Source organism: Paenibacillus sp. FSL K6-4396 (assembly GCF_038002525.1).
In the GTDB taxonomy this organism is placed as follows: Bacteria; Bacillota; Bacilli; order Paenibacillales; family Paenibacillaceae; genus Paenibacillus; species Paenibacillus amylolyticus_B.
Genome location: NZ_JBBOCR010000001.1, coordinates 4,357,365 through 4,379,074, shown reverse-complemented (window position 1 = coordinate 4,379,074; position 21,710 = coordinate 4,357,365). Strand labels below are relative to the sequence as shown.

The window sequence follows — 21,710 nt, the reverse complement described above, 5'->3', positions numbered from 1 at the left end:
ACTTTTGAAGAAAAAAAAGAAGTGGATATGGATTTCGCTGCTTGCACTGGTTCTGATTCTGTTTGGACTTCAGCGTTATTACGTCTATGTCACGCAGGACCAGCGTAAGGAAGAAGCTCTCGCTATACAGGCAGCACAGAAGCAACTGGGCATTACATCCTATGATGAATTGCGCAAGTACATCTGGGGAGATAAAGAAGGCTCAGACAACATCTACTGGACCCTGATCGGCAAAAATAAGGATAACCAGGATGTTATGGTCTGGGTTAAATTCGATGCAAACAATGAACCGGCTAAGGGTGCAAACGCTGTACACAGTGAGCTGCTGCAGAATGGCATGTCCGAAGCGCAGATCCGCAATCGCTTCAGTTCTGAAGTTCCTGCCGGCGAGATTAAACGAATCATGCCCGGAGTTGTGAATGGAATATATGTGTGGCAAGTGTATTATAAAGACGGTACGCATAACCACTATCGCTTTTATCGTTTTAGCAATGGAGAACAGGTGGACCTGGTCTACACACTCCCGAACAGCTAGTACAAATAGAGTGACATAACTAGAGAATTAGAGAAATGAAAGAACCGGCAGACGGATATCCGACTGAACCGGTTCTTTGTGTTGCCTGTAAACATTTTTGATTTAAATAGTTAAAATTAATAATTTATTCATATTTTCGCCTTCGAAAATGTATATACGATGTGATATACTCAGTTATGTACTCAAAGTTACATTCAAAACAAATAATCCTGTCGAAATTATCGCAGGAGTCAATGTGCACATATTCGTATATACCAATAAGCCAGTAGGTTGGGCCAAAATCTGGGAGGGGTAATTCACTTGAAGCTAAAAGTATTGCCTATTGCTTTAACTGCCGTCATTTCAGCCGTTGTGTTGTTTGGAGGTTGGTTTGTATATCGTCAGGTGGTTGTGCAGAATCCGATTGAAAAAATGGTAACCCAGTACGATGGAGTCAATGACGTTCAATTAACTATTAACCGCAATGACGTACAATTGAAACTGGATCTGCAACCGGATGTTGATTTGGGCAGACTGGTACAATATATTCACAAAGAAGGACAGACGGTGATTGGTTCACGCTCGTTAAAGCTGGATGTTGTGGATCATTCCAACGAGGCGCTTGAGAACTGGTGGGGTGATGCCATGTTTACCGTAGCCCAGGCGATGGAGAACAAGCAGTACACCGAGATTACACCAACGTTGTCGAAGATGGCGACGAACGGGATTAAAGTGAATACAGCTATGGATGACAACAATGTATATGTCAGTCTCAGTGACGGAGATGCCAGCAAGTTTATTATTCTGCCGCGTGTGCCCGGTCAGATAGGAGTGTGGCCTAATGCCTAAATGGACAAAAGAAGTTGCCATCGGATTTTTTCCTGTGTTGATTATTTTCCTTGCGTTTACTGGTGTTAATATTGTTCCGATTCTTATTGCGGCGGCGGTTGTCGGTGGTCTGCTGTTCATGATGCAAATGCGCGGCGGGATTACAGTAGGCGCTGCACAGGAACGTAAACGGAAGAAGAAAGGACCTTCGAAGCTTACTTTTGAAGAAATTGGAGGTCAGGACAGTGCCAAGCAGGAATTGCGTGAAGCACTTGACTTTCTCATCAAACATGAAGAAATTCGGAAGTTCGGAATTCGTCCGTTAAAAGGGATCTTGCTGACGGGCCCTCCAGGGACAGGGAAAACGTTGATGGCCAAGGCTGCTGCCCATTACACAGATTCTGTATTTGTAGCAGCATCGGGTAGTGAGTTCGTGGAAATGTATGTTGGTGTGGGTGCCAGCAGAATTCGGGATTTATTCAAGGATGCGAGAACCCGTGCTACCAAGGAAAATAAGGAAAATGCCATTATATTTATCGATGAGATTGATGTCATCGGGGGTAAACGTGAAGGTGGTCAACAGCGCGAGTATGATCAGACTCTGAATCAGCTCTTGACGGAGATGGATGGAATTTATTCTTCTGAGACACCTCGAATTCTGGTTATAGCTGCAACGAACCGCAAAGAAATGCTGGATAGTGCCCTGACACGTCCGGGACGTTTTGACCGTCACATTCAAGTGGACTTGCCCGACAAAAAGGGCAGAAAGCACATTCTTGAACTGCATGCGGTGAACAAACCTCTGATGGAGGAAGTTAATCTGGAGAAGACAGCCGAGGAATCATATGGGTTTTCCGGTGCGCAGCTTGAAAGTGTTATGAACGAAGCAGCAATATACGCCATGCGGGACGGGCTGTTACACATTGAACAACGGCACTTGTCCCTGGCTATTGATAAAGTCATGATGGGTGAGAAGACGGACCGTGAGTCCAGTGTGGAAGAGAAGAAAAGGGTTGCCATTCATGAATTGGGACATGCCATTATGGCTGAACTCGTTCGTCCAGGCAGTGTTAGTCAGGTGGCACTTAGTCCGCGTGGTCAGGCGCTGGGATATGTACGTCACAACCCGCAACAGGAACAGTTCCTCTATACGAAGCGTTTCCTGGAAGAGCAGATCATGATTGCACTCGGAGGAGCCGCTGCGGAGGAAATGTACTACGGTGGACGCTCCACTGGGTCACGCAATGACTTTGATCAGGCAACGAATGTCGTACAGACCATGATGGCTTCGGGATTGACTTCACTTGGTATTGTGAACATGGATATGGTTACAACCGAAGAACTCATGCGGGAGAATAAATTGATTCTGCAAGATCTGATGGAACAGACAAAGCGGTTGCTTGAAGAACAACGGACAATTTTCGACAATTCACTGGACATCTTGATTCGTGAGGAAGTTTTGTCTGGCGAGCAATTTCGTTGTCAATTTCGTGACAGTGCCCTTCTACCAGCATAATTTATTTATGCTGGTTATTTTTTTTTACATTTCACTCGTGCTAAGATATTATTATATGTTGGGTCGAAATTTGTAATTTTCGGCGAACAGGGTACAATAGAGAAATAGAGAACCGAAAGGATGGAGCAGAACCATGTTTTTCAAAAAAATAGGAGTTGTCGGCGGCGGTACGATGGGACAAGGTATTTCCCAGATGCTCGCAGCCAAAGGACTTGATGTGCTTCTCGTGGAGCACACAACACAAAAGCTGGATCATGCCTATGACATGATCGAAACCAATCTGGATAAACAACTGGAGAAATGGGCGATTACAAAAGCGGAGAAGAAATTGATTCTTTCCCGTATTACCAAGGTAGCTCATTTAGCTGAACTTGGAACTTGCGACATGGTCATTGAGACAATTTCAGAGGATCTGGATGCGAAAAAAGCAGTATTCAGCCAACTGGACCAAGTTTGTCCAAGCAATGTCATTCTGGCAAGTAATACATCCACGCTGAGTTTGACCGAGCTTGCAAGCTCGACCAAATACCCAGAGCGTGTTATTGGTATGCACTTTATTCACCCGGTATCCCGGGTTGATCTTGTAGAGATTATTCGTGGACTGAAAACTTCGGATACAACATTCGAAGAGACCAGACGTTTTGTTGAAGAAGTAGCAGACAAAAAAGGAGTCATGATCTATGAATCCCCTGGCTTCGTAACTTCCCGTCTGATCTGCCTGCTGATTAACGAAGCGTTGCATGTATTGCAAGAAGGTGTTGCATCTGCTGAAGATATCGATGATGCAATGCGTATCGGATACAACTTCCAACATGGACCACTCGAAATGGCTGACCGTTTTGGATTGGATTCTGTTGAAGCTGCACTCGAAAGAATGTTCCGTGAATTCGGAGAATTGAAATATCGTCCTTCTACAGTCCTGAAGAAAATGGTGCGTGCAGGACACCTGGGTGCCAAAACAGGCGAAGGATTCTTCAAGTACGACAAGGATGGTGACCGACTGTGAAAGTACTCGTAATTAATGCGGGGAGTTCCTCGCTCAAATATCAACTGTATAATATGACTGACGAATCTGTACTGGCCAAAGGTTTGGTAGAACGGATCGGAATGGATTCCTCCATTCTGACACACAAACCGACAGGCCGCGAGGATGTTACAGAAGTTAGCGAGATTCTGGAGCATACAACAGCGATCCGTAAAGTCATTGATATTCTGACACACAAAGAAAATGGTGTACTGGATTCTGTAAGTGAAATTCAAGCTGTTGGACACCGTGTTGTTCACGGTGGTGAAGCATTTAAAGAATCTGCATTGGTAGATGATGCTGCCAAAGCTGAAATTCGTCGTTTGTTCGACTTGGCTCCACTTCATAACCCTGCAGCAATGATGGGGATTCGTGCGGCTGAATTAAATATGCCAGGTGTGCCTCAGGTAATGGTCTTCGATACAGCGTTCCATCAAACGATGCCGGAAAAAGCATATCTGTATGCTATTCCACGTGTACTTTACAAAAAATATAAAGTACGTCGCTACGGCGCACATGGTACTTCCCATGATTTCGTAAGCAAGGCAGCTGCTGAATATCTGGATCGTCCAGTGGAAGATCTGAAAATCATCACTTGTCACGTCGGTAACGGTGGTAGTGTAACAGCAGTTAAAGGTGGCGTATCCGTTGATACTTCGATGGGTATGACTCCACTAGAGGGACTGATGATGGGAACGCGTTCGGGTGACCTTGATCCAGCCATCGTACCTTATGTAATGAACAAGGAAGAACTGAGCGTAAGCGAAGTGAACTCCATGTTGAACAAACACAGTGGATTGCTTGCGATCTCCGGAATCAGCAGTGACATGCGTGAGATTACGGAAGGTATGGAGAATGGCGATGCCAACTCCACGCTTGCTTTTGAAATGTACGAATACCGTCTGCGTAAATACATCGGATCATATGCAGCTGCAATGAACGGTGTAGACGTGATCGTCTTCACAGCTGGTGTAGGGGAGAACTCCGTTGTTCTTCGCCAAAAAGTATGTGAGCAGCTTACGTATCTTGGCGTTGAGCTGGACGAAGCCCTGAACGCAGTCCGTTCTGGTGAGCCGCGTCGCATCACAACAGCGAACTCAAAAGTTGATGTTCTCGTTGTTCCAACGAATGAAGAATTGGTAATTGCCCGCGATACGCATCGAATCGTATTGAATTCTCAGTAATCTAACTGTAAAGTAAATATAGAATGGCAAGGAAGTGCAGAGGACAGGCAACAGCCTGTCCGCTGCATTTTCAAATTTCAGGAATCAAGGGGAGATATGGCATGGATACGAATTGTGTAATTCGTAATGTGAACGAGCATGTGGGCGAAACCGTAACGATCGGTGCCTGGATTAACAACAAACGTTCCAGCGGCAAAATTCAGTTTTTGCAGTTGCGTGATGGAACCGGATATATTCAAGGGGTTGTTGTAAAAAGTGAAGTTAGCGAAGAGATCTGGAACAATGCCAAGAGCTTGACACAAGAAAGTTCTCTGTATGTTACAGGGATTATTCGTGAAGAACCTCGCAGTGCGTCTGGTTACGAGATGACTGTTACTGGGGTCGAAATCATTCATCTGACTGAAAACTATCCAATCACGCCTAAAGAGCATGGTGTTGATTTTTTGATGGACCATCGTCACCTGTGGCTTCGTTCTACGAAGCAACGTGCTGTTATGGTGATTCGGGCAGAGATTATTCGCGCTGTTCAGCAGTTCTTTGATGGTAACGGATTCACACAAGTTGATCCTCCGATTTTGACACCATCGTCTGCGGAAGGAACAACGAACCTGTTCCACATCAAATACTTTGATGAAGATGCTTATCTGACACAAAGTGGTCAATTGTATATGGAAGCCGCAGCCATGGCGCTGGGTAAGGTATATTCATTTGGTCCAACATTCCGCGCAGAGAAGTCCAAAACACGTCGCCACTTGATTGAGTTCTGGATGATAGAGCCGGAAATGGCATTTGTAGATCACGAGGAAAGTCTGCGCGTACAAGAGAAATTTATCGCTCATGTCGTTCAATCCGTGGTGAAAAACTGCCGTGCAGAACTGGAATCTATCGGTCGTGACGTATCCAAACTCGAAGGCATCGTAGCTCCATTCCCGCGTATTACGTATGATGAAGCGATTGAATTCCTGCATGGACAAGGTTTTGATATTCCTTGGGGAGAAGACTTTGGTGCACCGCACGAAACAGCTATTGCTGAGAAGTACAATACACCTGTCTTTATCACACATTATCCTGCTGGAATCAAGGCTTTCTACATGAAACCAGATCCAAATCGTCCTGAAGTTGTTCTCTGTGCTGATATGATTGCACCAGAAGGTTACGGAGAGATTATTGGCGGTTCGCAGCGTATCGATGATCCGGAATTGATGCAACAACGTTTTGAGGAGCACAATCTCTCGGATGAAGCTTACCAATGGTATCTGGATTTGCGTAAATACGGATCGGTTCCTCACTCCGGTTTCGGTCTGGGATTGGAGCGGACGGTAGCATGGATCTGTGGATTGGATCATGTGCGTGAAACAATCGCATTCCCACGTATGCTCTATCGTCTGTACCCTTAATGCTTAACCGAGGAGCGTCTATGGAAGACACCACATCGAAAGCTTGGTTGGATGGAGCAGCTTATGGCATGACTTCGGGTACAGCCCATCTGCCGTATGCCTTGTTACGTTTTTATCACCAGCTTGGCCTATCAGATCCAGAAGTGCTTCTTCTGATTCAACTGCTAGGGTTCCGTCAGGCAGAGTTCAATGAGTTTCCCACCCTTGAAGAGCTTGCGGCGCGCATGGGACTTGCACCAGAAGGCATTGCCAGAATGTTGCAACGTCTGATGAGGGATGGGTATATTGCTATTGACGAGCACCGTGACGAAGAACGGGACATTCAATACGAACGATATGATTTACATGGATTATATGCCAAGCTTGCAGCGTGCACTGCTGAAGAAGTAGCTGCATTCCGTGCGGAGCAGCAGAGTAGCAATACAGCACGTCAAGATTCGAACAGTGTTCAAAAAGAAGAGGAAGAACGGAATATGTTCTCCATCTTTGAAAAAGAATTCGGACGTCCGCTCTCTCCAATGGAGTGTGAGACGATATCCGGCTGGTTGGATCAGGACCGTTATCAAGAGGAATTGATCCTAATGGCTCTGAAAGAAGCGGTTTTTGCAGGCAAAGTACATTTCCGGTATATCGATCGAATTTTGCTTGAGTGGAGTCGCAATCGTGTCAAGACCGTTCAAGACGCGAAGGCATACACGCAGCGCTTTCGTAATGGTGGACGTTAATTCCAGCGTAGGCAGGGACAAGAAACAGGCCAGAAGTCATTCTGTGCCTGTTTTTTTTGGATTAAAGATTGGATGAGTGATCAGTAACATCAACCTTTCAGGCAATGATTTCACTTTGTTTTACAAAAATTTGATAGATCACGCAGGGGTTAACACACAAGCTGTCGTCTATTGTATTGGAGAGGAGGGGAGAGTTATTGATGAAGCGCGCGTAATCGAACAAATCCGTCAAGGAGATACATCCCAGATGCGTACTCTGATTGATAAGTATAGCCAGCATGTATACCATGTGGCCTATTCCGTACTCAGGAACGATCAGGAAGCACAGGATGCAGCTCAGGAGGCGTTCATACAGATGTATAAGTCTCTCCCCGACTACCGTTCTGAAGGTTTCAAAACGTGGTTAACCCGAATTGCCTTTCACAAAGCGATTGATGCCAAACGCAAGCTGGGCAGACGAACTGCTGAGGATCTGGGTGGAGAAGAAAAAATAATCAATTTGCCCGGACGGGATGAAGACGTTCTTACCCGTCTCGTTCGTGAAGAACGTCAGGATAAACTTCGCGAACGAATTAATCAGTTGCCTGCTCAGCATCGTGACATTATCACTGCGTATTATCTAAGCGAAAAAAATTATGAGCAGATTGCCAGTGATGCACAGGTGGCTGTGAAGACCGTGGAATCCCGCTTGTATCGTGCACGGCAGTGGATTCGAAAACATTGGAAGGAGGATGAATGGCGTGAGTAAACAGGAGAAGTATACCGCTGCGCAATGGACTGATTATATTGAAGGCCATATGAGTGAAACTCAAGCGAACCAAATGGAACAGCTTCTGATGGAAGATCCGGATGCGATGGACATCTATCTGGAAGCGCTTGGTATCCACGGAGAACTGCCTCCGCTACATGACCCAACAGGGTTTGCGGATTCAGTCATGCATCGGATTGAGGGCATTCAATCACCCAAGGTACAACGCAAATCCCGTGCTGGACGAAACCGGCGCTGGCTTGATCATAAAGTGTTCCATTACGCGGTAGCAGCCTGTTTGACATTGATCTTCCTCTCGTCTGGACTTTTTGACAAAGTAGCACCATATCACAAGTTCCAGGATGGCGACCACAGAGGGTCTTTTTCCGAGAAATGGACGGAGGCAGCCACTACATGGCTGGATAACTTCAAGCCTAAACCATAAATAGTTTTGCATTGCCTGAAAAGAAAGGATGACGACTGTGCACTCAGATCGTAACAAATTACTCGCATTTCTATTAAACTTGATACCCGGTCTTGGTTTTATGTATTGGGGACGGCCTACCAGAGCTGTGGTCTATCCATTACTCTTTTTTGGAACAGGCATTGGCTTCATCATGTTGGCGTTGTTGACTGATGAAAAGGAATTGATGATTGTCGGGTTCCTTGGAGCCATATTCTTCTGGTGTATCAGCATGCTGGATATGATTATCGTTCTACTCCGTGCCCCTTCATTGCACGAAGTTCATTACCAAGGTTATGGGACACATTACGGTGGTCTCCATCAAGGCGCCGCTTACCAGAAAGCATATGCTGGCCAGGAAGAGCCTCTCGGACAGATGGATCAGGAGGAGCCACATCAGGATCATGGTGGAGTGTATGGTGTGCCCGAGGGGCCCTATGGTCAACCCATGTACCGAAAAGGCAGTGAGGGTGAACGGTTCTTCACCATTTTGCTCTCATTTGTTCCTGGATTGGGACATCTTCATCTGGGATTGTTGCATCGCGGGTTGTCGTTTCTGATGGCGTTTTTTGGTTCCTTTGCCATGATGGTTTTTGTAGCTTCAATCACCAATGAATCGGTGTTTCTAATGTTCCTGCTCATTCTGCCTGTAATATGGGTATACTGCATGTTTGATGCGGTGCAGCATGTCCACCGTAAGCAGGCTGGAGAGGTACTGCAGGATCGGACGTTATTCGAGGAATTGGAGATGGGCAGAGTAGCCGGACGACGCAGTAAAGTGCTTGCGACGCTGCTATCTGCTTTTCCAGGTGCGGGTCATCTATATCTGGGTTTGCAAAAAAGAGGCATGCAATTGATGTTCCTGTTCCTGGGCAGCATCTATGTTCTGGACCTGCTTCACTTATCAGTGTTCCTGTTCATGATACCGTTGATCTGGTTCTACAGCTTCTTTGACGGGCTACAGTGCTCCAGTCGCTATGGACGCGAGCCATTGATCGATCAGCCGATCTTTAAGGATTGGGCCCGCCATCAGCGCCTGATTGGATTCGGAATTGCCGCGCTGGGTCTATATTACCTGACGATCCGTCTTGTCATTCCACAGCTGAATGAGCTCTTCCCTGATGCATTCATGACGTATGAGATCCGTTCCTATTTGAACACCGTCATTGTATCCTTGCTGCTCATTTTTGGCGGCTTGAAGCTGCTGTTCGGCAAGCAACGGGGTATAGGCACCAATCATGCGATTCATCGGAATGACGAAGAAGTGGATAGCCTCTTTTTATTCAAGGATCGGGATGATCGACTGTAGAGTGACCTAAAGAATAGTTTACACAGACACTACGATGACAGAGCAACCTTCCAATCGCTGTTATCCCACAACATAAAACACGCCAAGGGCTATGTATACCAGCCTCTGGCGTGTTTTTGATTTTGCAGCTTTGATTTAGAATAAATGATTGCTATTTCGTAGCGCCCTTCAGCAGAAGTTGACGGTACATCACTTCGAACAGGAACTCGAACGCTTCCAGATGACGTTTCGCTTCAAAAGCATCTTTACCCCAGGCATAAATACCGTGGTTCCGAAGCAAGATCCCTGGTACGTTGGTATCAAGTACACCTGGCACCAATTCAGCGATAGATGGAATATCTGCAAAGTTAGGCAGGACGGGTACACGAATCTCCGCATTTTCTTCCCAAATGTTGAAAGCCTTAATCAATTCGATTCCTTGAATCGGTATGTGTCCATCTGCTCCAAAGAATTCACTGATCAGGTTGTTAAACACGGTATGCACGTGAAATACAGCACCGCAGCCGGTCAAACGATAGATTTCACAGTGAATCAACGTTTCGGCACTTGGTTTTAACGTTGTTGTCTCAATCGCTTTGCCGTGCTTGTCCACAAAAAGGAAGTCTTCCGGTGTGCGAAGGGATTTGTCTTTGCCTGAGGCGGTAACCGCAAAATAAAATTGCTCCGGGTCAAAGTCTCCTACACGCATCGACAGATTGCCACTTGTTCCGGGGAACCAGTTACGACTGGCGAACAACGCTTTAATATCAGCCAGTTCTTCAAGGACCTGACGTTTGTGTTCCAATGTAATCTTTTCAAAGCCCATCGTTTACAGCACTCCTTGTGTTTGCTTCTGTTTCATATCTTCGATGATATCGTAAAAGGTAGCGAATGGCACATGGTCTACACCCAGCTCAATACATTTGTCCGTTAAAATTGAGCGAGAGTAGACGAGATCGGCAATCTTTGCACCCTCAAAATCTGTCAGACTGTCTCCAATAAGAATTCGATTATATTGATCTTCCGGGAAGGTACGAATCACGGTCGTTTTGCACATGCCACAGCCGTTCTCACAAGGAAGCTGGCAGGGATGCGGCCATTCAATCCGGATGGTTTCACCAGAGAAGTCAGCGCCGTTGCAATAGACGTGATCCTGCGGGATATGAAATGGTGCGAGTAACGGTTCAATGAAAAAGTCCATGCCGCCGCTGGTCACATTGAATTCGATCCCTTCGCTGCGAACGTAGTCAAGAAACTCGCTGAATCCTTCACGGATCCCCGCTTGTCCAAGCACAAACTCCACAATTTCATCTTTCTGCGATGCAGGCAGAAGAGCAAACATGGCTCCAACACCTTCACGCAGCGAGATTTTTTGCTCGATCGTATCTTTCATGATCGCTTCAATGCCCTCAGGCTTGAAATGTTTCATGATCGCTACGATATTGTCCGAGAGGGTAATCGTACCGTCAAAGTCACAGAAAATGACTGTTTTCTTATCACTTCTCATCGCTCGCCACCCCACAGGTCCAATGCGCTTTTTAGCTCCGGATGCTCGGTTGCATATTGCGCGAGTGGAATGGAACGCTGAGCTGCCTCAATCGCTTGCAGGAATGCACGTCCGCCTGCCTCAGTGCCCATAGGATGTCCATGAATACCGCCACCAGCATTAACGATGACATCTGTACCAAAGTCGCGCAAAATGAGCGGTACAAGGCCTGGATGGATGCCGGCTGAAGGCACTGGCATACTGGTTCGTACTGGCAGATCAGCTGTCAGTAATTGCTCCGTGATCGCCATATTTTCTTCCTTCGGCATCGTTACTGATCCATAAGGAGAAGGGAAGAGCACCAGATCGGCACCTGCAAGACGCATCAACTGACCAAGTACAACCGAAGCCGACATGCCGTAATGTGGTGAAGGATACAGTGCGCCTGCAAGAGCAGGATGAGCCATAATTGGCACATTGATGTCAGGATCACTGCTGAGTTCATGCAGCACATCATATCCGTAAGACAATACGTTGAATAGCAGGGCATTGGCTCCTGCACCTATGGCGCGTTCAGCTTGCTCTTTCAGACGAGATGTAGGCCCAGTGAGATTAGTTGCATATAGAAGTTTCTTGCCAGTCTCCTGGCGTGCCTGTTCGGCAGCTTTCATGCAGACCTCGACTCTTTTTTCGATAGGTGTCAATTTATTCTCGAACAGGATCTCATCGTCTTTGATCAGATCAACGCCCCCAAGTGCCTGACGAATAAATTGTTCACGAAGTTCATCTGCATCCAGCCCAATAACTGATTTGAAGATACTCATTAATAGTGGACGATCATGCACACCAAGCAGATCACGAACGCCATTCAGTCCAAACTTGGGTCCCGGGAATGCACTGAGGAAACCATTCGAGAAACCAAGCTTTGTTAATTTGATCCGGCCATCCATTGAGATTTTGCCAAAGACCGTCACGAGCAGGGCAGGAATATCACGGCTAAAGTTGATATCAGGATATCCGATGGTAATGTCAGCGTAACGCTCACCCGCAGCCATTCCATCAGCTTCATGGACTTCTACGCTTATGACTTCACCCAGATGCTTCTGCATCACTTCACGCTGAGCTTGTGGCAACTCCGTCCAGCTACCCACGGTCATGCCAATCGCGATGGACTGAGCTTTCTTGCGAAAGTCTGCATGATCATCGTGCAGACGATATGTGGCTGTGCACATGTTATTCATTTTAAATCCCCTTCCAAAGCAGCTCCCATCTCCCGTGAGCGCTCTGCACAGCGGTTGACGGCTGCGATTACATTTTCAAAGAAATCTCCTTCGTCCAGCGTCTTCAGTGCTGCTTGCGTTGCCCCTCCTGGGGATGTCACATCACTACGAAGCTTCATCGGTTCCAAACCGGTTTGTTGTACCATTCGTGACGCGCCCAGCACCGTTTGAACAGTGAGATCACGAGATTGCTGGCTGGATAAGCCACCACGAATACCTGCGGCAATCATGGCCTCCATTAAATAGTATACATAAGCAGGGCCGCTTCCGGAAATCCCTGTGAGCACTTCGAGTTTATCTTCAGGCACGATGGTCACGATACCAACCGCTTCAAACATGGTCATTACCGTACTGCGCTGTTCATCCGTAATCTCCGCAGAGAAGGCAAGCCCGGTTGCACCAAGTCCAATGGTACTGGATGTGTTCGGCATGGTTCTGGCGATTGGCTGTTTACGACCAAGCAAGGACTGCATCGTGCGGATCGATAATCCGGCAATGACAGACACGATCAGTTGATCAGGTGATAACAACGGACCAAGCTCGCGCAGCGCTGCGGCAGCATCTTTGGGTTTCATACAGAGTACAATGACCGGAGTGGAGGCAAGGTGATCCAGAGATTGTGAGGCAGTTCCGGTATGTACAGCATAACGGGTGCTGAGCTCCTCCTGACGTTTCTGGTTGCTGCGGTTCAGCATCGTAATATCCTGAGGACGAACGACTAGGCGGGAGATCAGTCCGCGCACGATGGCTTCAGCCATCGCGCCTGCTCCGTGGAAAGTAATCTTCTGTTGTAATAACGTCTGTTGCTCTTGACTCATATTTATCGTTCCTCCTATATAACTGGTGCTGGGATGTTATTGACGAATCTGTCCATTGCCTGTAATCCGATATTTGGTTGACGTCAGTGCTGGTAGTCCCATTGGTCCTCGTGCATGCAGTTTCTGGGTACTGATTCCGATTTCGGCTCCATAGCCAAATTCAAATCCGTCGGTGAAACGCGTGGACGCATTGTGATAGACGGCTGCTGCATCCACATCATGCATAAAGCGCTCTGCATGGTCTGTATCACGGGTTACGATACACTCGGAATGTTTGGTTCCGTAATGTGCGATGTGCTGCATCGCTTCGTCCAGGTTCTCAACCACCCGGATATTTAAAATGTAGTCGTTGTACTCGGTCGCATAGTCTTCCTCGGTTACCTCAAGGGCAGAAGGAACAAGTCGGCGCACGGTATCGCAACCTTTCAAGATTACATTGGCCTCACGGAATTGCTCGGCAAGAGCAGGCAGATGCTTTTCTGCATATGCGGCGTGCAGCAGCAACGTTTCCATGGAGTTACATACGGATGGCCGTTGTGCCTTGGCATTGATGGCAATTTCGGCTGCCATAACTGGATCAGCTGATTCATCCACATAGGTATGGCAGATGCCTGCCCCAGTTTCGATAACAGGTACGGTTGCATTGGCAACCACATTACGAATGAGGGAAGCCCCTCCGCGTGGAATGATAACATCCAGCAGTCCGTTTAACTTGAGCATCTCATCTACGGAAGCACGATCTGCATCTTCAACCAATTGCAAAGCATCAGCAGGCATGTCTGTCGTTGTGAGTGCCTGATGCAGCACCTCCACAATTTTACGATTGGAGGACAGGGCAGAGGAGCCACCGCGCAGAAGCACTGCATTACCTGTTTTGAGACATAATCCAGCTGCGTCTACAGTTACATTCGGACGAGCTTCGTAGATGATGCCAATTAGGCCAATCGGCACTCTTAATTTTTCAACATGCAATCCGTTTGGACGGGTAAATGTCTCTAACACTTCGCCGACTGGATCAGGCAGATCTGCAATCTGACGTAACCCTTCAGCAATGCCAGCAATGCGCTCCTTATTAAGTGCGAGCCGATCCAGCATGGATTCCGGCGTGCCTTGTTCTCTGCCGCGTGCCAGATCTTCGGCGTTTGCCGTAATGATGGAATCCGTTTCCTTAATCAAAGCATCGGCCATGACACGCAGGGCCGCATTTTTCTGTTCTGTATTCAATCGGTTCAGCTGTGGAACCGTAGCTTGAGCTTTGCTGGCTTTTTCTCTCACTTCACTCATCGTAATTCCTCCTCATATATATAAAGTTAAACTTTTAACCATTATATAGCCTCATGTTTTATTTTAACGTAATCCATTCGTCTCTATGAATAACCTCAAGCCTGTGGATGCTAGCGAGTTGTTTCATCACTTCCCCACTGGGAAGTCCGGCAATGAGTCGAAGCTGGTCATCATCATAATTGACAATACCGCGACCGAGCAAGGTTTCATCCATGCCAATGACTTCTACGACATCTCCGGCGTGGAACGTTCCCAGTACCCGCTTGACGCCTACAGGCAGAAGGCTATGCCCCCCATGGACAAGGGCCTCTTCAGCGCCATCGTCCACAACGACGGTTCCCAGCGGAGTAGACATGAAGCCAAGCCACTGCTTTTTACGGGATAACGAAGCGAGTCGTGTCTCAAAGTAAGTTCCTTTGCCCGTGCCATCAACCGCTTTCTGCATATCTCCGGGTTCTTTCACACTTCCCACGAATACAGGTACGCCTCCACGGGTTGCTACCTTGGCTGCATCGACTTTGGATCGCATGCCGCCTGTCCCAACCGCTGATCCTGAACCACCGGCAAAAGCATAGATCTCAGCCGTGATTTCGGGGATACGGTCGTAACGCACGGCAGAAGGATCTTTACGCGGATCTGCGGTGTACAGCCCGTTGGTATCGGTAAGAATGATCAGATGCTGTGCCTTCACCAGGTTTGCAACCAATGCGGACAACAGATCGTTATCACCAAATTTCAATTCGTCAACCGACACCGTATCGTTCTCATTAAAAATCGGAATCACTCGCTGTTTGAGCAGTTCCTCCACAGTCATGCCTGCATTACCCATGCGTTTACGACTGTGAAAGTCTGTGCGAGTTAACAGAATTTGCGCTGTAGTAACGCGGTGCGCTGCAAAAGCCTGTTGATATGCCTGCATCAGTAATGCCTGCCCAACGGCCGCTGCAGCTTGTTTCTCATGCAACTGTTTGGGCCGCTGAGGGTAACCGATCTCCCGGAATCCGGCCGCTACCGCTCCTGAGGTGACCAGAAGTACTTCATGGCCCTGATCAGCCAATGCTGCAATTTCTCCGGCAAAAAAAGTGATCGAACTGCGATCCAGACCGCCTTCTTCCGTTGTAAGCGAGCTGCTTCCAATCTTAACTACAATACGTGAAGTCATGGTTTCACTTCCTTAAACATGATTAATAAGTGTTTCTGGAGCAGGCTTTAGCGGGTACAAAAAAAACTCCCGCCCTTTAGTTAAAAAGGACGAAAGTTCGTTACTTCCGCGGTACCACCTTTATTGATGATTAGATCATCCGGCTTCATGCCCTGTAACAGAAGGCACTGTCCTGCACGTAACAGGCCGCTCAGGGGTAGGTTTCAGAGAAGAGCCGCGGTAAATTCTTTCAGCAGGGTGGAATTTACTCTCTGGGCGCGACTGATATTCTCTTACTGGTCCCGTCATCACGTTTCGTTCAATATTTCTTATAACATACCATGGAAACTTGGCATATGCAAAGGGGTTATGGTCCTGTAAATTACTTGAATAAATTCAGCTTGCCAATCCGCTCGACAGCTTCGCGTAATCGGTTTTCATCACTTAACAGTCCCGCGCGCACATAGCCTTCACCATGCGAACCAAAACCAATACCTGGGGCTACGGCCACCTTGGCATCTCGCAGTAACAAGTCTGCAAATGAAGCTGAGGTATAACCTGCAGGTACAGGCAACCAGCTGAAGAATGAACCTGCCGGTTTCGAAGCTTGCCAGCCAATCGAGGAAAGAGCGTCATAAAACGCATTACGACGGGATTCGTAACGTGAAACCAGCGAAGTAACACATTCCTGGGAGCCAGTAAGTGCTTCCGTTGCCGCAGCTTGAATCCCACCGAAGAGACTGACATAGATATGATCCTGAAGCAGATTGATTTTAGAGACAATCTCTGCATTACCAAGCGCGAATCCAACACGCCATCCAGCCATATTGTACGTTTTGGATAACGTATAGAACTCAATGCCCACTTCTTTGGCACCAGGGGCTTGCAGGAAACTTACGGGACGATGTCCGTCAAATCCAATCGCACCGTAAGCAAAATCGCTGGCAACTACGATTTGATTTTGAATGGCAAATTCAACGGTATCTTCGTAGAACGAAAGGGGAGCCGTTGCTGACGTTGGGTTGTTGGGATAGTTCAGGAACATCAGCTTGGCCTTCTCCCGATCTTCGGCTGTAACAGCTTCGTAATCCGGCAGGAATGCATTGGACTCGAGCAAAGGCATAAATGACATGTTTGCTTTGGCGAGTGCAATACCAGACCAGTAATCGGGGTAGCCGGGATCTGGAACGAGAACGGTGTCGCCGGGGTTAAGCAGGACCTGAGGTAACTGAACCAATCCGGTTTTGCCTCCGAACAGAATGGCTATTTCAGTCTCGGGGTCCAGATCAACGTTGTAATCTTCCTTATAACGTTTGGCGACAGCTTCCTTCAGGAAAGAGTACCCTCTAAAAGGGGAGTATTTATGGTAGAGGGGATTTTCAGCCGACTTTTGCAGTGTTTTCACAATATGAGGTGGTGTAGGTGTATCCGGGTTGCCCTGCCCCAGATTGATCACGTCATGTCCACTTGCGATTTCACGATTTACATTTTGAACAAGGGTAGCAAAAAATTGCGTTGGTAGCTGTGTCATTACATCAGAAGTTGGTATCTTAAAAGCTGAACGAGCAGTTATATGGTCTGGATGGGTCATTATATTCATCACTCCGGTTATTAAAAATGGCAAATAGTTCTCATTAATTTATCACGCCAATCCCGAGCTGTATAGAGGGAAATCGATTTGAATAGACAGTACATAGGAGCAAAGAGCAAAGTATTGTACAAAACTGAAAGTACTCATTTAGTTTTGTCCATTGAGCTAAGAGAAGCCATGTTTTATGATAATATCCGATAATGATAATCAATATCATTAATTCATTCCACAACGCACATGATATAGGGGGAGAAATAGAAATGAAAAAGGGCATTCGAAATACGGCAGTATTATTTACAGTAACGTGGTTATCCATTTTGCTACTAGCTTGTGGAAATCAGGCTGCAACACCTGCTGCCGGCACAGATGAATCCAAAGCAGCCACAGAAACGACAGAGACCACGACTGCAATGGAAGAAACGAATGAAGGCGAGACCCGGATATTCAAAGACTGGACAGGCCATGAAGTAGAGGTTCCTGTAAATCCGAAGCGAGTTATCTATCACGGAGAAGTTACTGGGGATCTGCTCGCGCTTGGTGTTGTCCCTGTCGGCATACTTCGTCAAGAGGGAACCGTATTCGATGATCAGGTTGCTCAGGCAGAAGATGTAGGATTTCCGATCAGTGTGGAAAAGGCGTTAGACCTGAATCCCGATCTGATCATTTTCTCCAACAGTGACGAGGGTCAATATGATCAGATCGCGAAGGTTGCACCCACGGTTACATTTGATTCGTTTGGTTTAATAGAAGATCGCATGCGTATCCTTGGCGATTTGTTGAATAAGAAGCAAGAAGCGGAGGACTGGATTACGGCTCATCAAAAAGCGACTGAAGAGATGTGGACGCAATTTCATGAGAACGGATTGAAAAAAGGGGAGACCGCTTCGGTATTCACCATGTATCCCGGGAACCGTCTGTTTGTCATGGCGGGTGCAGGATTGCCACAGTTGTTATACGGAAAAGACGGGCTGAAGCCAACCGCGGAAATCCAGAAAGTATTGGATGAAGACATGGGATTTGTAGAGATTTCGACTGAAAAATTATCTGAATTTGCCGGTGATCGGATATTTATTCTGGATCCTGTGACCGACGATGCGAAACAATCCACCAAAGAATTGCTGGATAGTACAATCTGGAAGAACCTGCCTGCGGTGAAAGAAGGAAAAGTATATCGTTTTAATATCGTAAAAGCTTCTAGTGATGCTCTTTCGAGGGAGTGGCTGTTACAAGAGCTGCCAAAACAGATGATCCAATAATTAGTTATGAGCTAGTAAGGCACTGGTAACACCTTTGAGTAATGCGGATTTAAAAAGTAAAAGGAGCCTTCAACCTTTCGTTGAAGGCTCTTTTTTGCTGAATAAACTCATATCTGGATTATTGACCATCGCTCGCTTATAATCAGACCATACAGAATGATTGATAATTATTCTCATTTTAGAAAAACGAGGTGAACCGACATGCAGGCTTTGGATGCCGATGGGGGAGCGTTGTTCTTTTCAGCATTCATGTTTCGGCTGGATCATCTGGTACGACGAATTGAACCACCTGAACAGGTGATGCTGGAAGTTGCTTGCGAGAAACATGCCTTCCTGATCTGCGAAGAAGGGGATGGGCGTTTATATATTGGACATGAACAGTTTCCGTTTACTACGGGATGTGTTTATCCGCTTTCTCCGGGAGAGGGGCACCAGATTGAACATCGTAATAACTTGGAATTGAAATATTTCGTAATGGCTTTTGATGTTATTCATGTGTTGACGGGTGATCCCGAGCTCTTTACCCGCCCTGTATTTGAGCACAGAAACCAATTGAATGGTTATCCCTATGCTCCTTTAAGTGGTCTGCTTGAGCAAATGTATGTCATTCGGAACTATAAAACAGATGCCGAATACAGTCATTTGAATGCACAGTTCCAAAAATGGATGGAGATGATCATTACCCGGTACACTTCTCCAAAGACGGAACAGAGTATGGAAGCAAGACTACACAGTACGATTCAGTATGTGGACGACCATTATGCTGAAGAAATCACTGTACAGAAACTGGCACGTCTTGCGGAGATCAGACCTGTACAATTTACGACTCTTTTCAGACAACTCACGGGTCACAAGCCGCTCGATTATGTGAATCATGTACGCATCAAACATGCCAAGGACTGGCTTCGCAAATCAGATGAACCACTTCGGGATATAGCGAGTCGTGTAGGGTTTAAGGATGAGTATTATTTCAGCAGGCGTTTTCGCCAAATGACCGGATTATCTCCTCGTCAATATGACAGATCGATTCAGCAGCAGACGTTGGTACAAGATTGGTTGGGTCATGATGTGAATATTCCAGTAAACCCGGAGCGAATTATGTATTACGGAGATTCGGCTGGGGATCTGCTGATGCTGGGTATTCAGATATTGGGAGATCAGACCTGTGACGCGGTTGCTCCGGTTAATGTGGAAGCAGCTGTTCAAATGAAGCCGAATTTGATTATTTTTGATAGCAGCAATGAACAGCAGTATGAACAACTTTACCGGATTGCTCCGACGCTTGCTTACAATTCACATGCCACGTTGGAAGAACGAATGCGCAGATTGGGCAGCTGGTTTGGCAGACAACCTCAGGCTGAACAATGGCTAACCTCCTATGAGGAGCGTACTGAGCAGATGTGGGCGAAGATCCATACTGTGATTGAAGAGGGGGAAACGGCTTCGGTATTTACATATCATCGGGGTGCACGATTATTTGTTATGGGCAATATCGGTCTGGCGCCATTGTTATATCATCCGATGGGATTCAGGCCAGTTACCAAAGTGAAGGAAGCACTTGCAGCGGGCAGAGCCTATAAGGAAATTTCGGCTGAAGCGGTACGTCAGTATGCGGGAGATCATGTATTTGTTATGCTGCCTGAGGAATTCGTGGCGAGACAGGCTACAGAGATGCTGATGAAAAGTCCCAGCTGGAAGGCCCTTCCGGCTGTGCAGAATGGACGGGTATACCCTGTGGAGGAGTCAACATGGAATGTGGGTGATGCGCTCACGAGTGATCGATTGTTGACCCTGCTGCCTGAGTTGTTATGTGGAAGTTCATAACAAAAACAGGCTTGCAGTCTCCAGGAGGATCAAGCTATGATAGCAGGTATTACGGTTCAGAGGAGTGCTTGTCATGACAGAAAAACAACAGGGAGAAATGCGTGTAGCCCTGATTCAGGGCGATATTCAACTCGGAGACCCTGAGGCCAATCATAAACATATGCAGACGTTGCTTGAGCGTGCGGTAGAACAATATCCGGATCTGGAGCTGGCTGTGTTACCTGAGATGTGGAATACGGGCTACGCTCTGACTCAAATTCATGAACTCGCTGACCCGGAAGGCCAGAAATCTCGGGAATGGCTGTCTGCTTTTGCTCAAAAACATCAAATTTCCATCGTTGGCGGTTCCATTGCGGAGAAACGGGATGGTCAAATATACAATACAATGTACGCGTATGATCGTGAAGGAAAACAGGTAACACGATATGATAAATTACATTTGTTCCGTCTAATGGACGAGGAGAAATATTTACAGCCAGGTGCGGAACCTGAAATTTTTGAATTGCAGAACGGTCTTACAGCGGGTGCTTCGATCTGTTATGACATCCGGTTTCCGGAACTTGCTCGCACCCTTGCTCTCAACGGGGCCAAGGCATTGATTGTTCCTGCTGAATGGCCGAACCCTCGTCTCCACCATTGGCGTACGTTGCTTACAGCACGAGCGATTGAGAATCAGATGTATGTGATCGCCTGTAACCGTGTGGGAAAAGGGGGAGACACCGAGTTTTTCGGACATTCTCTCATCATTGATCCGTGGGGTGAGATTGTGGCTGAAGGTGGCGAAGGGGAAGAGATCGTGACTGGAATCATTCGCCCTTCCCTGGTAGATGAGGTTCGCGGGCGTATTCCCGTGTTTGAAGACCGTCGACCTGGCGTTTATTTTGGCGAAAAATAAAAATTGGAATAAAATTCTTTAGATAAAGTGTTTATTCTTCCAGGGCGCGGGTAATGATAACTATCCCGTTACCAAGGAGATGATCAATCAATGGACAACCATGTGAAAGATACGCTCAGGAGACTGGAACAGGATAACACAAGGGAAGATCACTTAAGGGCATTCTTAGAGAATGGAGCAGGAGTGCTATCACCCCCTGATTCAACTGTTCAGGACGAAGGCCGTGTAATGAATCAGCAAAACAGGCTGACAAGCGATCGTAATTTGCGTAAATAAACCGCCAGACATGAAGTTTTCTTATGTACGTTTCTACGTTAACATTATAAATTAGCATTGTAGCTAAACAACTTAACAAGCAACATTGTACTGTAACCAGTTACTGTGATTGCAATGTAAGAACTCTATCCTGCGGATGCGGGAAACGAGTATATGACAAAGGCTTGGCCCA

General features: G+C 46.9%; 20 protein-coding genes. 13 read left to right on the top strand and 7 right to left on the bottom strand.

Translation table 11 applies throughout. The annotated features are described in order from the left end of the window. Positions 1–4 precede the first annotated feature (4 nt). The 10 genes from MHB85_RS18870 to MHB85_RS18825 all read left to right on the top strand — a co-directional run bounded on the left by MHB85_RS18870 (position 5) and on the right by MHB85_RS18825 (position 9,708). On the top strand, positions 5–535 hold the full coding sequence (locus tag MHB85_RS18870; RefSeq protein ID WP_192131018.1) for a cell wall elongation regulator TseB-like domain-containing protein: 531 nt from the start codon (positions 5–7) through the stop codon (positions 533–535). Positions 536–835: 300 nt separating this feature from the next. Further along, a complete protein-coding gene (locus MHB85_RS18865; protein ID WP_341073417.1) occupies positions 836–1,363 on the top strand; it encodes a hypothetical protein in 528 nt (175 codons plus the stop codon). After that, positions 1,356–2,858 carry an AAA family ATPase gene (locus MHB85_RS18860; protein WP_091017991.1) on the top strand — a complete coding sequence of 501 codons (1,503 nt, stop codon included), beginning with the start codon at positions 1,356–1,358 and terminating at the stop codon, positions 2,856–2,858. The genes MHB85_RS18865 and MHB85_RS18860 overlap by 8 nt, the downstream gene beginning before the upstream one ends. A 133-nt stretch (positions 2,859–2,991) precedes the next feature. Further along, positions 2,992–3,864 carry a 3-hydroxyacyl-CoA dehydrogenase family protein gene (locus tag MHB85_RS18855; RefSeq protein WP_017687750.1) on the top strand — a complete coding sequence of 291 codons (873 nt, stop codon included), beginning with the start codon at positions 2,992–2,994 and terminating at the stop codon, positions 3,862–3,864. Next, complete coding sequence (locus MHB85_RS18850) at positions 3,861–5,066, top strand: acetate/propionate family kinase (RefSeq protein ID WP_091017989.1); 1,206 nt, start codon at positions 3,861–3,863, stop codon at positions 5,064–5,066. Before MHB85_RS18855 ends, MHB85_RS18850 begins: the two co-directional genes overlap by 4 nt. Before the next feature lie 101 nt (positions 5,067–5,167). Beyond that, positions 5,168–6,463: an asparagine--tRNA ligase gene (asnS, locus tag MHB85_RS18845; RefSeq protein WP_091017987.1), complete on the top strand. Its 1,296-nt coding sequence runs from the start codon at positions 5,168–5,170 to the stop codon at positions 6,461–6,463. Between the two features lie 20 nt (positions 6,464–6,483). Continuing rightward, positions 6,484–7,188, top strand: a complete 705-nt coding sequence (locus tag MHB85_RS18840; protein ID WP_091017986.1) for a DnaD domain-containing protein — start codon at positions 6,484–6,486, stop codon at positions 7,186–7,188. A 247-nt stretch (positions 7,189–7,435) separates the two neighbouring features. Further along, positions 7,436–7,936 (top strand): RNA polymerase sigma factor, encoded by a 501-nt coding sequence (locus MHB85_RS18835; protein ID WP_244660843.1) that lies wholly within the window; start codon positions 7,436–7,438, stop codon positions 7,934–7,936. Further along, a complete protein-coding gene (locus MHB85_RS18830) occupies positions 7,929–8,381 on the top strand; it encodes a hypothetical protein (protein WP_091017982.1) in 453 nt (150 codons plus the stop codon). The genes MHB85_RS18835 and MHB85_RS18830 overlap by 8 nt, the downstream gene beginning before the upstream one ends. A gap of 28 nt (positions 8,382–8,409) precedes the next feature. Further along, positions 8,410–9,708 carry a multi-tm2 domain protein gene (locus tag MHB85_RS18825; protein ID WP_445739037.1) on the top strand — a complete coding sequence of 433 codons (1,299 nt, stop codon included), beginning with the start codon at positions 8,410–8,412 and terminating at the stop codon, positions 9,706–9,708. A gap of 151 nt (positions 9,709–9,859) precedes the next feature. On the opposite strand, the gene MHB85_RS18820 is transcribed toward MHB85_RS18825, so the two are convergent. The 7 genes from MHB85_RS18820 to MHB85_RS18790 form a co-directional block, all read right to left on the bottom strand. After that, entirely contained in the window at positions 9,860–10,513 is a 654-nt protein-coding gene (locus MHB85_RS18820) for a methylthioribulose 1-phosphate dehydratase (protein ID WP_091017978.1), read from the bottom strand. 3 nt (positions 10,514–10,516) lie between these two features. Continuing rightward, positions 10,517–11,194 carry a 2-hydroxy-3-keto-5-methylthiopentenyl-1-phosphate phosphatase gene (locus MHB85_RS18815; RefSeq protein WP_105599371.1) on the bottom strand — a complete coding sequence of 226 codons (678 nt, stop codon included), beginning with the start codon at positions 11,192–11,194 and terminating at the stop codon, positions 10,517–10,519. Then, complete coding sequence (locus MHB85_RS18810; RefSeq protein WP_179198571.1) at positions 11,191–12,414, bottom strand: 2,3-diketo-5-methylthiopentyl-1-phosphate enolase; 1,224 nt, start codon at positions 12,412–12,414, stop codon at positions 11,191–11,193. The genes MHB85_RS18815 and MHB85_RS18810 overlap by 4 nt, the downstream gene beginning before the upstream one ends. After that, a complete protein-coding gene (gene proC / locus MHB85_RS18805; RefSeq protein ID WP_036671976.1) occupies positions 12,411–13,271 on the bottom strand; it encodes a pyrroline-5-carboxylate reductase in 861 nt (286 codons plus the stop codon). The genes MHB85_RS18810 and proC overlap by 4 nt, the downstream gene beginning before the upstream one ends. A gap of 36 nt (positions 13,272–13,307) precedes the next feature. Continuing rightward, positions 13,308–14,555 carry a glutamate-5-semialdehyde dehydrogenase gene (locus MHB85_RS18800; protein WP_341073414.1) on the bottom strand — a complete coding sequence of 416 codons (1,248 nt, stop codon included), beginning with the start codon at positions 14,553–14,555 and terminating at the stop codon, positions 13,308–13,310. A gap of 58 nt (positions 14,556–14,613) precedes the next feature. Then, positions 14,614–15,717 (bottom strand): glutamate 5-kinase, encoded by a 1,104-nt coding sequence (gene proB / locus MHB85_RS18795; protein WP_340963084.1) that lies wholly within the window; start codon positions 15,715–15,717, stop codon positions 14,614–14,616. A 361-nt stretch (positions 15,718–16,078) separates the two neighbouring features. Next, a complete protein-coding gene (locus tag MHB85_RS18790; RefSeq protein ID WP_341073412.1) occupies positions 16,079–17,287 on the bottom strand; it encodes a pyridoxal phosphate-dependent aminotransferase in 1,209 nt (402 codons plus the stop codon). A gap of 260 nt (positions 17,288–17,547) precedes the next feature. Here MHB85_RS18790 and MHB85_RS18785 point away from each other — a divergent pair, with 260 nt between their 5' ends. From MHB85_RS18785 to MHB85_RS18775, 3 genes are all read left to right on the top strand, one after another. Further along, a complete protein-coding gene (locus MHB85_RS18785) occupies positions 17,548–18,543 on the top strand; it encodes an ABC transporter substrate-binding protein (protein ID WP_341073411.1) in 996 nt (331 codons plus the stop codon). A 201-nt stretch (positions 18,544–18,744) separates the two neighbouring features. Further along, positions 18,745–20,367 carry an AraC family transcriptional regulator gene (locus MHB85_RS18780; RefSeq protein ID WP_341073410.1) on the top strand — a complete coding sequence of 541 codons (1,623 nt, stop codon included), beginning with the start codon at positions 18,745–18,747 and terminating at the stop codon, positions 20,365–20,367. Positions 20,368–20,440: 73 nt separating this feature from the next. After that, positions 20,441–21,262, top strand: coding sequence for a carbon-nitrogen family hydrolase (locus tag MHB85_RS18775; RefSeq protein WP_341073409.1), 822 nt, complete (start codon positions 20,441–20,443; stop codon positions 21,260–21,262). Positions 21,263–21,710 lie beyond the last annotated feature (448 nt).